The sequence below is a fragment of the Pseudomonas sp. p1(2021b) genome (assembly GCF_020151015.1).
Lineage (GTDB): Bacteria > Pseudomonadota > Gammaproteobacteria > Pseudomonadales > Pseudomonadaceae > Aquipseudomonas > Aquipseudomonas putida_K.
Map to the genome: position 1 here is coordinate 700412 of NZ_CP083746.1, position 14197 is coordinate 714608.

Here is a 14197-nt window from a genome sequence, read left to right on the forward strand (position 1 = left end):
TCTGAGCGTCCGAACCAGGGACCTTTCAGCTTATCCAACCAGTCTCGCGACCAGTTGCGTTAATCATAACGATTCTCATTTCGTCGTCAATCCCTCCACCCGATTATTTTGGTTTTTTTTGCGCAGGGGTCTTGGCATCCAGTTGATCGTCGAGCGCCTGCTTGCGCTCGGCGGGCAAATCGTTCCAGTGCATGTCCAGCAATGCTGCCTCGATGGAGTACAACAACACCTTCGAGGCCCGGAACCCTCGCGACTTCACGGCCTGATAGGCGCCCACCGCGCCCAGGCGGCGCAGGTCCGATGCACTGTGGATACCGACGGCATGAAGCCATTGTGCGGAGGTCTTGCCAAGATTTCTCAGATGCTGCAATTCATCGTTCATCTGGCCTCCTGGCGATGGCTGAACGAGGTCTGTGGAATAAATCGCGAGCAGGTCAGAAAGGAGTGTAGCGGGGGTTGGGAAATACGCGGCCTTTTGCCATCGCCCCCCGACGAGGGCCATCCTGAATGCCGGGCAGCGGCATCCGTGAGAGTGGCTTTATCCGGCCGCGATGGCGTGCAAAAAAAGGGCTGCAAAAGCAGCCCTTCTTGAATCGTTCAGATGCCCGGGAGGCGCTGGCGAATCTGCTCGATCAACTGGTCCATGCTGGCACTTTCCTGAGTGTCCACCCGCTTGCAGTGGGGCAGTTCTTCGGCGCTCAGCGGTTCGCGGCTGGCCTGTTGGGCCTTGACCACTTCCAGGGTGGCATCGGAGGGGTCGTTAGCCTCGGTCTGGCGCTGGGTCAGCCAACTGGCAATGACGGCGTCGGGCGCCTGGCAGTCGAGGATCAGGAACGGAACGCCCGTTTCGTTGGCAACCTGGGCCGCGGCCTGGCGCTGGGCCAGCTTGAGGTAGGTGGCATCGAGCACCACCGGGAAGCCTGCACGCAGGATGATCGCCGCCAGCTCATGCAGGCGCTGATACGTGGCGCGGCTGGCGTCCTGGTCATAGATGCCGGCCTGCAGTTGGCCTGCGCTTTGTTGCTGTTGCTCGCCGAACAGGCGCTTGCGCTCGACATCCGAACGTACACGAACCGCGCCCAGGGCTTCGACCAGGCGCATGGCCACGTGGCTCTTGCCCACGGCCGAGACGCCATGGGTGATGGCCAGCAGGCGCGATGGAATAGCGCTGTAGCTTTCGGCCAGGTTGGCATAGTTGCGGTAGGTGCGCAGGGTGGTGGCGCGCTGCACGCCGTCGGCTTCGGCCGGCATGCTGAACAGGGCGACCTTGGCGCGTACCAGGGCACGGTACGCTTTGTAGAAGTTCAGCAACTCCAGGCCTTCGTAGTCGCCGGTCAGCTCCAGGTACTGGCTGATGAAGCGGCGTGCCAGGCACTTCAGGCCGCGGTCCTCGAGGTCCATGGCCAGGAAGGCGATGTCGGCGTAGACATCGGTCAGGCGGAAGGGCTCGTTGAATTCGATGCAATCGAAGATCACCACCTTGCCATCGATCAGCGTGGCATTGCCCAGGTGGATGTCGCCGTGGCATTCACGGATGAAGCCATTGACCTTGCGCGACTCGAGCAGGCCGTGCAGCCGCTCGAAGCTGCTGCGGGCCCAGGCCTGCAGGTTGTCCAGTTGTTGCAGGTCGGCCTTGTCGGTGAGGAACGGGCGGATCTGCTCGAAGTTCTGCTCCACCGGGGCCATGACGCTTTCCGGTGTCCCCAAAGGGTGATCGACCGCGACCTTGGGCGCCTGCAGGTGGAACTCGGCGATCTGCCGGGCCATCTGGTCGATGTGGCCGGCGTTCAGCTCGCCATTGGCCTGCAGGGTATTGAGCATCTGCCCTTGGGGGAACTGACGCATCTTCAGTGCATATTCGATCGGCTCGCCGTCGCCGCCCAGTTGCGGGGCCTCGGCGCTGCCGGTGATCGGCAGGACTTCCAGGTACAAGCCGTCGGTCAGGCGCTGGTTCAGGCGCAGCTCTTCGTTGCAGAAATGCCGGCGCTGGTCCAGGCCGGTGAAGTCGAGGAAGCCGAAGTTCATCGGCTTCTTGATCTTGTAGGCATATTCGCCGGTCAGCAGCACCCAGGAGATATGCGTCTCGATGAGCTGGAACCCGTCCACCGGATGGGAATAGAGGGCGGGGTTCTGCAGCGCGCTGATCAGGGCTTGGCTCACGGGCAATCCTTCTGGAGGCAGGGAATTCGAAAGCGCCATTATGGTCAATGGTGCCGTCCCTGCAAACCGCTGGAGTTCCAGGCGGACGAAGCGACTATTCGGAATCGCCCCGCAGCCCACCAGCCTTGACCAAAGTGCGTATAATCCGCCGCCATGACTCGTACCCGAAACTCCCGCACCCCCAAGAAACGCCCGACCGGCCGCTCCCGCGCCTGGCTGGGCTGGGCCCTCAAGCTCAGCCTGGTCGGCCTGGTGTTGATCGCCGGCTTCGCGGTCTACCTCGATGCTGTCGTCCAGGAGAAGTTCTCCGGCAAGCGCTGGACCATCCCGGCCAAGGTGTACGCCCGGCCATTGGAGCTGTTCGTCGGCCAGAAGCTGAGCAAGAACGACTTCCTCACCGAGCTCGATGCCCTCGGCTACCGCCGCGAAACCGCCGCCCAAGGCCCGGGCGAAGCATCGGTCAACGGTAACACCGTCGACCTCAATACCCGTGGCTTCCAGTTCTACGAGGGGATGGAGCCCGCGCAGTTCGTACGCGTGCGTTTTTCCGGCGACTACGTGGCAGGGCTCTCCGGGGCCAATGGCGGCAAGCTCGACGTGGTGCGCCTGGAGCCGCTGATGATCGGCGGCATCTACCCCAAGAACCTGGAAGACCGCATCCTGATCAAGATCGACCAGGTGCCACCGTATCTGCTGGAAACCCTGGTGGCCGTGGAAGACCGCGACTTCTACAGCCATTTCGGCGTATCGCCCAAGTCCATCGCCCGTGCCATGTGGGTCAACACGTCGGCAGGCGCGATGCGCCAGGGCGGCAGTACGCTGACCCAGCAATTGGTGAAGAACTTCTACCTCACCAACGAGCGTAGCCTCAGCCGCAAGCTGACCGAAGCGATGATGGCGGTGTTGCTGGAGCTGCACTACGACAAGCGCGAGATCCTCGAGGCCTACCTCAATGAGGTGTTCGTCGGCCAGGACGGCCAGCGCGCCGTGCACGGCTTCGGCCTGGCCAGCCAGTTCTTCTTCAGCCAGCCGCTGGCCGAACTCAAGCTGCACCAGATCGCCCTGTTGGTCGGTATGGTCAAGGGGCCGTCCTACTACAACCCGCGGCGCCATCCGGACCGCGCCCTGGCCCGTCGCAACCTGGTGCTCGACCTGCTGGCCGAGCAGGGCGTGGCGACCCCGGAAGCGGTCGCGGCGGCGAAGAAGATGCCGTTGGGCGTGACCAAGCGCGGCAGCCTCGCCGACAGCTCCTTCCCGGCATTCCTCGACCTGGTCAAGCGCCAGTTGCGCCAGGACTACCGCGACGAAGACTTGACCGAAGAAGGCCTGCGCATCTTCACCAGTTTCGACCCGATCCTGCAGATGAAGGCCGAGACGGCCATGAGCGAGACCTTCAAGCGCCTGGCCGGGCGCAAGGGCGCTGATGAGGTGGAGTCGGCGATGGTGGTGACCAACCCCGAAACCGGCGAGGTGCAGGCACTGATCGGCAGTCGCCAGGCCGGTTTCGCCGGCTTCAACCGTGCCATCGATGCGGTACGGCCGATCGGCTCGCTGGTCAAGCCGGCGGTGTACTTGACCGCCCTGGAAAAACCGACCAAGTACACCTTGACCAGCTGGGTGCAGGACGAGCCGTTCTCGGTCAAAGGTGCCGACGGCCAGGTCTGGCGCCCGCAGAACTACGACCGTCGCCCCCACGGCACCATCTACCTGTACCAGGGCCTGGCGAACTCGTACAACCTGTCCACCGCCAAGATCGGCCTGGAAGTGGGTGTGCCCAACGTGATCAAGACCATCGGTAGGCTCGGCGTGAACGTCGATTGGCCAGCATTCCCGTCGATGCTGCTGGGGGCTGGCGGCATGTCGCCGATGCAGGTCGCGACCATGTACCAGACCATCGCCAACGGTGGCTTCAACACGCCGATGCGCGGTATCCGTAGCGTGCTCACCGCCGAAGGCGAGCCGCTCAAGCGCTATCCGTTCCAGATCCAGCAGTCCTTCGACCCAGGCGCCATCTACCTGGTGCAGAACGCCATGCAGCGGGTGATGCGCGAAGGTACGGGCCGCTCGGTCTACAACGTGCTGCCACGCTCGCTGACCCTGGCCGGCAAGACCGGTACCAGTAACGACTCGCGCGACAGCTGGTTCTCCGGTTTCAGCCAGGACCTGCTGGCGGTGGTCTGGCTGGGGCGTGACGACAATGGCAAGACCCCGTTCACCGGTGCCACCGGCGCCCTGCAGGTTTGGACCAGCTTCATGCGCAAGGCCGACCCACTGCCGCTGGACATGCCGCAACCGGACAACGTGGTGCAAGCCTGGATCGATCCGTACAGCGGCCAGGGGTCGGACAGCAGCTGTCCGGGGGCGGTGCAGATGCCGTATATTCGAGGGAGTGAACCGGCTCCCGGTGCCATCTGTGGCCCACAGGACCCGGTCGAGTCCGTCATGGACTGGGTCAAGGGATGGATGAATTGAGCGCTAGCTTCGAAGAGGGTGTGACGTGAACAAGTGGTTGTTTCCTGCCTTGACGGCGATGGCCGTGCTCCATGGCTGTGCCAGCGTGCCGCGCGGCAATATCCCGGTGGTGGACTCCAGCACCCGGGTCTCCAACAGCGAGCGGGTCGCGGCCAACCGCAGCGGTGGCCTGCCGACCAGTGGCGGCACCCGCCAGGCCCAGGCCCTGCCCGAAGACTCCGGCGTGACCGTAATGATCCCGCAAGGGGCCGGCGGTGCGCCGATCCAGTCCTTCCCGGCTGGCAGCAGCGTGGCGCCGATCAGTACCGGGCCGATCACGCCCGGGCCTGTCAGCACTGGCCCGATCACGACCAATCCCAACCCGATTGCCGACGAGCCGTTCGATATCGCTTCGATGAACAGCACGCCGAGCGCCACCTCCAGCGCTCCGACCGGCATCCCGCGCAACAATGCGGCCAGCGGCGGCCTGTCGGCCGATGAACAATTGGACGGCCCGGTGCTGGCACTGCTGACCACCGCCCAGCAGCAACAGGGCGGTGGCGACTTCAACGGCGCCGCGTCGAGCCTGGAACGTGCCCAGCGCATCGCCCCGCGCGAGCCGCAAGTGCTGTTCCGCCTGGCCCAGGTACGCTTGGCCCAGGGCGATGCGGCCCAGGCCGAGCAATTGGCCCGTCGCGCCCTGACCTATGCCAACGGTCGCCCTGACCTGCAGGCCGAGCTGTGGAACACCATCGCCCAGGCCCGCGAGAAGCAGGGTGACAGCGCTGGCGCGGCATTGGCGCGGCAGAAGGCGCGGACGACATCGTGATGGAGCAGCGCATCCTGGACATCGCCGACCACCTGCTGTTGATCGAGCGCGAGCTACAGGTCCAGGGCTGGTGGAGCGAGGAAGCACCCAGCGCCGAGGCGCTTGCCAGCGTGGTGCCCTTCGCGGTGGACGCCATGGCCTTCGAGCAGTGGCTGCAATGGATTTTCCTGCCCCGCATGAAGATCATCATCGAGCAGGGCCATCCATTGCCCAACGCCTCCGGCATCCTGGTCATGGCCGAAACCGTGTTCGTCGATCGTCCGGAACAGAGCCGCGAGCTACGGCGCCTGCTGGCAGCGTTCGATCAATTGATCAGTCCTTCCGCCTGATTTCTTCTCTTTTTCCTTCGAGGGCCGCAGATTGTGGCCCTTTTTTATTAAATTCTTTGTTTTTCTGCTGCAGGGCTCGTTTTTAGTGGTGGCAGCACTTCATCCTTGGGAAAAATTGGCAATAATTTTTCTTGACTTACGCGTGCCGAATCAGAAGAATCCAGTTTCCGCTGTAGAGGGACTGCCAGAAGCAGACCCGCTAAGCAGATCATGAGGCGCACACCCGCGCCGACTTGTTACACCCCGCAACGCGTTACCTCGCGCTGGGTGGGAACCCCCCGCAACACTCTGGGGTGCTCCCAATACTTGCTCAGTCAGTGCTGACGTTCGCTCATGCTCTGCTTGGCAGTAAACCTATTAAGACCCGCCCAGTGAGGGCGGTATTCTGGCGTTTTAGAGGTGAACAACGTGGAGCTTTTATCTGGCGCTGAGATGGTCGTCCGCTTCTTGCGTGACGAAGGCGTTAAGCACATCTATGGGTACCCTGGCGGTGCTCTCCTTCATGTTTACGACGCCCTGTTCAAGGAACCGGAGATCAACCATATCCTGGTTCGTCATGAGCAGGCTGCCACCCATATGGCGGACGGCTACGCCCGTGCCACCGGCAAGGCCGGTGTGGTGCTGGTGACTTCCGGCCCGGGCGCGACCAATGCTATCACCGGCATTGCCACCGCCTACATGGACTCGATCCCGATGGTCATCCTGTCCGGCCAGGTGCCTAGCACCATGGTCGGTACCGATGCCTTCCAGGAAACCGACATGATTGGTATTTCCCGGCCGATCGTGAAGCACAGCTTCATGGTCAAGCACGCCACGGAAATCCCCGAAGTTCTGAAAAAAGCCTTCTACCTGGCGCAATCCGGTCGCCCAGGCCCGGTCGTGGTCGACATTCCAAAAGATATGACCAACCCGGCCGAGAAGTTCGAATACGTCTACCCGAAGAAGGTCAAGCTGCGCTCCTACAGCCCGGCGGTACGCGGTCACTCCGGCCAGATCCGCAAGGCGGCCGAGATGCTCCTGGCCGCCAAGCGCCCGGTGGTGTACTCCGGCGGCGGCGTCATCCTCGGCGGCGGCTCCGAAGCGCTCACCGAGATCGCCAAGTCGCTGAACCTGCCGGTCACCAATACCCTGATGGGCCTGGGGGGCTTCCCGGGTACCGACCGTCAATTCCTCGGCATGCTCGGCATGCACGGCAGCTACACCGCCAACATGGCCATGCACAATGCCGACGTGATCTTCGCGGTCGGCGCGCGCTTCGATGACCGCGTGGTCAACGGCCCGGCCAAGTTCTGTCCGAATGCCAAGATCATCCACATCGACATCGACCCGGCGTCGATCTCCAAGATGATCAAGGCCGACGTGCCGATCGTAGGCCCCGTGGAAAGCGTCCTCAACGAGATGCTGGCCATCCTCAAGGAAATCGGCGAGCAGCCTGACAAGGCCGCGCTGGATGCCTGGTGGAAGCAGATCGAAGAATGGCGTGGTGATCGCGACCTGTTCCCCTACGACAAGGGCGACGGCAGCGTGATCAAGCCGCAGACCGTGATCGAGACCCTCTGCGAAGTGACCAAGGGCGATGCCTTCATCACCTCCGACGTAGGTCAGCACCAGATGTTCGCGGCGCAGTACTACCGCTTCAACAAGCCGAACCGTTGGATCAACTCCGGCGGCCTGGGCACCATGGGCTTCGGTTTCCCGGCGGCAATGGGCATCAAGCTCAACTTCCCCGATCAGGACGTCGCTTGCGTGACCGGCGAAGGCAGTATCCAGATGAACATCCAGGAGCTGTCCACCTGCATGCAGTACGACCTGCCGGTGAAGATCGTCAACCTGAACAACGGTGTGTTGGGCATGGTTCGCCAGTGGCAGGACATGGCCTACAGCGGCCGTCACTCGCACTCCTACGTGGAGTCGCTGCCTGACTTCGTCAAGCTGGTCGAGGCCTATGGTCACGTGGGTATCCGCATCACCAGCCTGAAGGATCTCAAGCCGAAGCTGGAAGAGGCCTTCGCGATGAAGGACCGCCTGGTGTTCATCGACATCGCGGTCGACAGGACCGAGCACGTCTATCCGATGCAGATCAAGGACGGCTCGATGCGTGACATGTGGCTGAGCAAGACGGAGCGTACCTGATATGCGGCACATCATTTCCCTGCTGTTGGAAAACGAACCCGGTGCCTTGTCTCGCGTGGTCGGCCTGTTCTCCCAGCGTAACTACAACATCGAAAGCCTGACCGTGGCGCCGACCGAGGATCCGACCCTGTCGCGCCTGACCCTGACGACCGTTGGTCATGACGAAGTGATCGAACAGATCACCAAGAACCTGAACAAGCTGGTCGAAGTGGTCAAACTCGTCGATCTGTCGGAAAGTGCTCACATCGAGCGCGAGCTGATGCTGGTCAAGGTCAAGGCCACCGGCGCCCAGCGCGCCGAGATCAAGCGCACCACGGATATCTTCCGTGGCCAGATCGTCGACGTCACCGCCAGCGTGTACACCGTGCAACTGAGCGGCACCAGCGACAAGCTGGACAGCTTCATCCAGGCCATCGGCACGGCGTCGATCCTGGAAACCGTGCGCAGCGGCGTTACCGGCATTGCCCGTGGCGACAAAGTGCTCAGTATCTGAATACGCATACAAGAATCAGTGATGGCTCCGTGGAGCCGAGATATAACAGGGGTATTTCATGAAAGTTTATTACGACAAAGACTGCGACCTTTCCATCATCCAGGGCAAGAAAGTCGCCATCATCGGTTATGGCTCCCAAGGCCACGCCCAGGCGTGCAACCTGAAGGACTCCGGTGTGGACGTTACCGTCGGTCTGCGTAAAGGTTCGGCCACCGTGGCCAAGGCAGAAGCCCACGGCCTGAAAGTGGCCGACGTGGCCACTGCCGTCGCTGCCGCCGACCTGGTCATGATCCTGACCCCGGACGAGTTCCAGGGCGCTCTGTACAAGAACGAGATCGAGCCGAACATCAAGAAGGGCGCTACCCTGGCCTTCTCCCACGGCTTCTCGATCCACTACAACCAGGTCGTTCCGCGTGCCGACCTCGACGTGATCATGATCGCGCCGAAGGCGCCGGGCCACACCGTGCGCTCCGAGTTCGTCAAGGGCGGCGGCATCCCTGACCTGATCGCTGTCTACCAGGACGCCTCCGGCAACGCCAAGAACGTTGCTCTGTCGTACGCCTCGGGTGTCGGCGGTGGCCGTACCGGCATCATCGAAACCACCTTCAAGGACGAGACCGAAACCGACCTGTTCGGCGAGCAGGCCGTTCTGTGCGGTGGTACCGTCGAGCTGGTCAAAGCCGGTTTCGAAACCCTGGTCGAAGCGGGCTATGCCCCGGAAATGGCCTACTTCGAGTGCCTGCACGAGCTGAAGCTGATCGTCGACCTCATGTACGAAGGCGGTATCGCCAACATGAACTACTCGATCTCCAACAACGCCGAGTACGGTGAGTACGTCACCGGTCCGGAAGTCATCAACGAAGAATCCCGCAAGGCCATGCGCAACGCTCTGAAGCGCATCCAGGACGGCGAATACGCGAAGATGTTCATCTCCGAAGGCGCCACCAACTACCCGTCCATGACTGCCAAGCGTCGCAACAACGCTGCCCATGGCATCGAAGTCATCGGCGAGCAGCTGCGTTCCATGATGCCGTGGATCGCTGCCAACAAGATCGTCGACAAGACCAAGAACTAAGGTCTGCTTCGATACATGAAAAAACGCGGCTTCGGCCGCGTTTTTTCATTTAGGCGGCCGGCTTCTGGTATAAAGCGACCAGTGGCTTGCCGTTAGAACCTGTTTAGCAGGCCCATGTCGAATTTTTTCCACTTCCGTTGCAAGGTATTTTTCATGAGCGAACGTCCCGAAGAGCCGAACAAGCCCTCCGACGCCGAAAGCCTGCTACCTGTCGATGAGCATATTGAAGAAGGGCATGACGCCGAAGGCCGCAAGGTCCGCCATCGTGGCATCTATCTGCTGCCCAACCTGTTCACGACCGCCAACCTGTTTGCCGGGTTCTACTCGATCGTCAGCTCCATCAGTGCTCACGGCTATCTCAGTGCGGGCGACCCGCGCGAAGCGAGCAAGTATTTCGCCTTCGCCGCAATCGCCATCTTCGTGGCCATGGTCCTCGACAGCCTGGACGGTCGCGTGGCACGCATGACCAACACCCAAAGCGCATTCGGCGCCGAATACGACTCGCTGTCGGATATGGCCGCCTTTGGCGTCGCACCTGCACTGCTGGCCTTTGTCTGGGCGTTGGGCGATATGGGCAAGGTCGGCTGGATGGTGGCGTTCATCTATGTCGCAGGTGCTGCACTGCGCCTGGCGCGTTTCAACACCCAGGTCGGCACCGCCGACAAGCGCTACTTCATCGGCCTGGCCAGCCCGGCCGCCGCAGGTGTGGTCGCCGGTACCGTATGGGCCTTCAGCGACTACGGTATCCAGGGCTCCAAGCTGTCGTTCCTGGTTGCCTTGTTGGTGGCGGCTGCGGGTATGCTGATGGTCAGCAACATCAAGTACAACAGCTTCAAGGAGCTTGACCTCAAGGGGCGTGTGCCGTTCGTTGCGATCCTGGCCGTAGTGCTGGTGTTCGCCGTGGTGTTCAGCGACCCGCCCCGTATCCTGCTGCTGATCTTCCTCGGTTATGCCGTGTCCGGCCCGGTGCAGTACCTGCTGCGTGGTCGCCGTCGCAAGACACCTCAATGAGTTAATGCTGGAATAACCCTCCGGCTCCATAGTCTTACAGGTACATCCGTTGCCTGTGCTATGGAGCCGTCATGCTTATCAAGTCTCCCAGATCGTCCGATTGCAAAGCATCGGAGATCACCCCTGAAACTATCTATCTTTCCCGGCGTACCTTGATCGGCGGCTCCCTTGCCGGCCTGGCGCTCAGTGCGCTGCCGGCAGCCGGTATGGCGGCTGAGCCGTCGCGCTATGCCGATGTCGCGCCAGGCGCGCCGCCACGTTGGTTCGGCGAAAAGCTCGCGGGTACACGTTGGCAGGCGGTCACGGTCAAAGATGAGGCGATCACGCCCTTCAAGGACGCCACGCACTACAACAACTTCTATGAGTTCGGGCCGGACAAAGGCGACCCAGCCGCCAATGCCGGCAGCCTGAAGACCGAACCCTGGAGTCTGGTGGTCGATGGCGAGGTGGCCAAGCCAGGTCGCTATGCCCTGGAGGACTTCGTCAAACCCTACCAGCTCGAGGAACGCATCTACCGCTTGCGCTGCGTCGAGGCATGGTCGATGGTCATTCCCTGGCTGGGCTTCCCCTTGGCCGAAGTACTCAAGCAGGTGCAGCCGACCTCGAAGGCGCGTTATGTGCGCTTCGAAACCCTGCAGGACCCCAAGTCCATGCCCGGCCAGCGTTCAGGCTTTGCCCTGATCGACTGGCCCTATGTAGAAGGGTTGCGCCTGGATGAGGCGATGAACCCGCTGGCAATCCTGGCAGTGGGGATGTATGGCCGTGAGCTGGCCAATCAGAATGGCGCACCGCTGCGCCTGGTGGTGCCTTGGAAGTACGGGTTCAAGAGCATCAAGTCGATCGTGCGTATGAGCCTGGTGGAAGAGCAGCCGCGCACGACTTGGCAGAGCCTGGCGCCCGAGGAGTACGGATTCTATGCCAACGTCAACCCGACGGTGGATCACCCGCGTTGGACTCAGGCCAGGGAGCGGCGCCTGCCTAGCGGGCTGTTCAGCCCCAATGTGCGCGATACCTTGATGTTCAATGGCTACGCCGATGAAGTGGCGTCGCTGTATACCGGGCTCGACCTGCGGAAGAACTATTGATGCGCTATCCCTGGTTTCGTCTGGCTATCTTCCTGGTGGGGTGCGTGCTCCCGGCCTGGTGGCTCTATGAGGCAGCTATGGGCTTGCTCGGGCCCGATCCTGGCAAGATCCTGGTGGATCGCCTGGGGTTGGGCGCGTTGACCTTTCTCCTGGTCACCCTGGGCATGACGCCGTTGCAACGGCTGACGGGGTGGTCGGGCTGGATTGTGGTGCGCCGACAGCTGGGGTTGTGGTGCTTTGCCTATATCATGCTGCACATGACGGCCTATATGGTGTTTATCCTGGGGCTGGATTGGGGGCAGTTGGGTGTCGAGCTGCGCAAGCGGCCGTACATCATCGTCGGTTTCCTGGGCTTCCTGGGCCTGCTCGCGCTGGCGGCCACTTCCAATCGATACAGTCAACGGCGGCTGGGTGCCCGGTGGAAGAAGTTGCACAGATTGGTATACGTCATCCTGGGGCTGGGGCTGCTGCACTTTCTCTGGATCGTGCGTTCGGACCTCAAGGAATGGGTGGTGTATGCCTCTATTGGTGCGCTGTTATTGGCCGTGCGATTGCCGCCGGTATGGCGCCGTGTCCCTCGCTTGGTGGGGCGGGGGAGGGCAGGTTGAAACTTTATTGAAATAACTGTTGACGCCCTTCTGAATCCCCTTATAATGCGCCCCACTTCCGACGCAGTCGAAACGCAAAACTCCTTGAGATTCAATGAGTTGAACGCTTCAGGTAGTATCGGAAGGCTTCGGTCTCACAGATCGACAGCGGTGAAAAAGGCAGTTGACAGCAGGTTTTAACGCTGTATGATTCGCCTCCCGCTACGAGAGATCGCAGCGCGTTAAGCGGTTGAAGTTGAACGAAAAACTTCAAAATAAACGCTTGACAGACTCTGAGGAAAGCGTAGAATGCGCGGCCTCGGTTGAGCAAAGCGCTTAACCAAATCGCTCTTTAACAATCGAATCAAGCAATTCGTGTGGGTGCTTGTGAGTACGGTCTGATAGTCGCCAAGATTATCAGCATCACAAGTGGCCATGCGAGAAATCACATAGTCATTTGAGATTGCTGAGCCAAGTTTAGGGTTTCTTAAAACCCAAGCAGTATTGAACTGAAGAGTTTGATCATGGCTCAGATTGAACGCTGGCGGCAGGCCTAACACATGCAAGTCGAGCGGATGACGGGAGCTTGCTCCTTGATTCAGCGGCGGACGGGTGAGTAATGCCTAGGAATCTGCCTGGTAGTGGGGGACAACGTTCCGAAAGGGGCGCTAATACCGCATACGTCCTACGGGAGAAAGTGGGGGATCTTCGGACCTCACGCTATCAGATGAGCCTAGGTCGGATTAGCTAGTTGGTGAGGTAATGGCTCACCAAGGCGACGATCCGTAACTGGTCTGAGAGGATGATCAGTCACACTGGAACTGAGACACGGTCCAGACTCCTACGGGAGGCAGCAGTGGGGAATATTGGACAATGGGCGAAAGCCTGATCCAGCCATGCCGCGTGTGTGAAGAAGGTCTTCGGATTGTAAAGCACTTTAAGTTGGGAGGAAGGGCAGTAAGTTAATACCTTGCTGTTTTGACGTTACCGACAGAATAAGCACCGGCTAACTCTGTGCCAGCAGCCGCGGTAATACAGAGGGTGCAAGCGTTAATCGGAATTACTGGGCGTAAAGCGCGCGTAGGTGGTTCGTTAAGTTGGATGTGAAAGCCCCGGGCTCAACCTGGGAACTGCATCCAAAACTGGCGAGCTAGAGTATGGTAGAGGGTGGTGGAATTTCCTGTGTAGCGGTGAAATGCGTAGATATAGGAAGGAACACCAGTGGCGAAGGCGACCACCTGGACTGATACTGACACTGAGGTGCGAAAGCGTGGGGAGCAAACAGGATTAGATACCCTGGTAGTCCACGCCGTAAACGATGTCAACTAGCCGTTGGAATCCTTGAGATTTTAGTGGCGCAGCTAACGCATTAAGTTGACCGCCTGGGGAGTACGGCCGCAAGGTTAAAACTCAAATGAATTGACGGGGGCCCGCACAAGCGGTGGAGCATGTGGTTTAATTCGAAGCAACGCGAAGAACCTTACCAGGCCTTGACATGCAGAGAACTTTCCAGAGATGGATTGGTGCCTTCGGGAACTCTGACACAGGTGCTGCATGGCTGTCGTCAGCTCGTGTCGTGAGATGTTGGGTTAAGTCCCGTAACGAGCGCAACCCTTGTCCTTAGTTACCAGCACGTCATGGTGGGCACTCTAAGGAGACTGCCGGTGACAAACCGGAGGAAGGTGGGGATGACGTCAAGTCATCATGGCCCTTACGGCCTGGGCTACACACGTGCTACAATGGTCGGTACAGAGGGTTGCCAAGCCGCGAGGTGGAGCTAATCTCACAAAACCGATCGTAGTCCGGATCGCAGTCTGCAACTCGACTGCGTGAAGTCGGAATCGCTAGTAATCGCGAATCAGAATGTCGCGGTGAATACGTTCCCGGGCCTTGTACACACCGCCCGTCACACCATGGGAGTGGGTTGCACCAGAAGTAGCTAGTCTAACCTTCGGGAGGACGGTTACCACGGTGTGATTCATGACTGGGGTGAAGTCGTAACAAGGTAGCCGTAGGGGAACCTGCGGCTGGATCACCTCCTTAA

General features: G+C 60.6%; 11 protein-coding genes and 1 rRNA gene. 10 read left to right on the forward strand and 2 right to left on the reverse strand.

The annotated features are described in order from the left end of the window. Window positions 1-103: 103 nt before the first annotated feature. Both K8374_RS03230 and K8374_RS03235 read right to left on the reverse strand, forming a co-directional pair. Window positions 104-382: a TfoX/Sxy family protein gene (locus K8374_RS03230; protein WP_224457905.1), complete on the reverse strand. Its 279-nt coding sequence runs from the start codon at window positions 380-382 to the stop codon at window positions 104-106. Window positions 383-597: 215 nt separating this feature from the next. Further along, a complete protein-coding gene (locus K8374_RS03235; protein ID WP_224457906.1) occupies window positions 598-2160 on the reverse strand; it encodes an AAA family ATPase in 1563 nt (520 codons plus the stop codon). Between the two features lie 153 nt (window positions 2161-2313). Here K8374_RS03235 and mrcB point away from each other — a divergent pair, with 153 nt between their 5' ends. From mrcB to K8374_RS03285, 10 genes are all read left to right on the forward strand, one after another. Beyond that, entirely contained in the window at window positions 2314-4632 is a 2319-nt protein-coding gene (mrcB, locus tag K8374_RS03240; protein WP_084855449.1) for a penicillin-binding protein 1B, read from the forward strand. Between the two features lie 25 nt (window positions 4633-4657). Then, the gene (locus K8374_RS03245) at window positions 4658-5440 is read left to right on the forward strand and encodes a tetratricopeptide repeat protein (protein ID WP_224457907.1); all 783 of its coding nucleotides are present in this window, start codon (window positions 4658-4660) and stop codon (window positions 5438-5440) included. After that, window positions 5437-5769: a YqcC family protein gene (locus tag K8374_RS03250; protein WP_224457908.1), complete on the forward strand. Its 333-nt coding sequence runs from the start codon at window positions 5437-5439 to the stop codon at window positions 5767-5769. Before K8374_RS03245 ends, K8374_RS03250 begins: the two co-directional genes overlap by 4 nt. Before the next feature lie 408 nt (window positions 5770-6177). Further along, complete coding sequence (locus K8374_RS03255; protein ID WP_084855570.1) at window positions 6178-7902, forward strand: acetolactate synthase 3 large subunit; 1725 nt, start codon at window positions 6178-6180, stop codon at window positions 7900-7902. 1 nt (window position 7903) lies between these two features. Beyond that, the gene (gene ilvN / locus K8374_RS03260) at window positions 7904-8395 is read left to right on the forward strand and encodes an acetolactate synthase small subunit (RefSeq protein WP_003250040.1); all 492 of its coding nucleotides are present in this window, start codon (window positions 7904-7906) and stop codon (window positions 8393-8395) included. Between the two features lie 58 nt (window positions 8396-8453). Further along, window positions 8454-9470 carry a ketol-acid reductoisomerase gene (ilvC, locus tag K8374_RS03265; RefSeq protein WP_043215774.1) on the forward strand — a complete coding sequence of 339 codons (1017 nt, stop codon included), beginning with the start codon at window positions 8454-8456 and terminating at the stop codon, window positions 9468-9470. Between the two features lie 153 nt (window positions 9471-9623). Beyond that, complete coding sequence (pssA, locus tag K8374_RS03270; protein ID WP_084855446.1) at window positions 9624-10481, forward strand: CDP-diacylglycerol--serine O-phosphatidyltransferase; 858 nt, start codon at window positions 9624-9626, stop codon at window positions 10479-10481. A gap of 71 nt (window positions 10482-10552) precedes the next feature. Beyond that, window positions 10553-11566: a protein-methionine-sulfoxide reductase catalytic subunit MsrP gene (msrP, locus tag K8374_RS03275; protein WP_224457909.1), complete on the forward strand. Its 1014-nt coding sequence runs from the start codon at window positions 10553-10555 to the stop codon at window positions 11564-11566. Then, window positions 11566-12174, forward strand: coding sequence for a protein-methionine-sulfoxide reductase heme-binding subunit MsrQ (gene msrQ / locus K8374_RS03280; RefSeq protein WP_224457910.1), 609 nt, complete (start codon window positions 11566-11568; stop codon window positions 12172-12174). Before msrP ends, msrQ begins: the two co-directional genes overlap by 1 nt. A gap of 485 nt (window positions 12175-12659) precedes the next feature. After that, a 16S ribosomal RNA gene (locus K8374_RS03285) occupies window positions 12660-14196 on the forward strand. The last annotated feature ends 1 nt before the right edge of the window (window position 14197 follow it).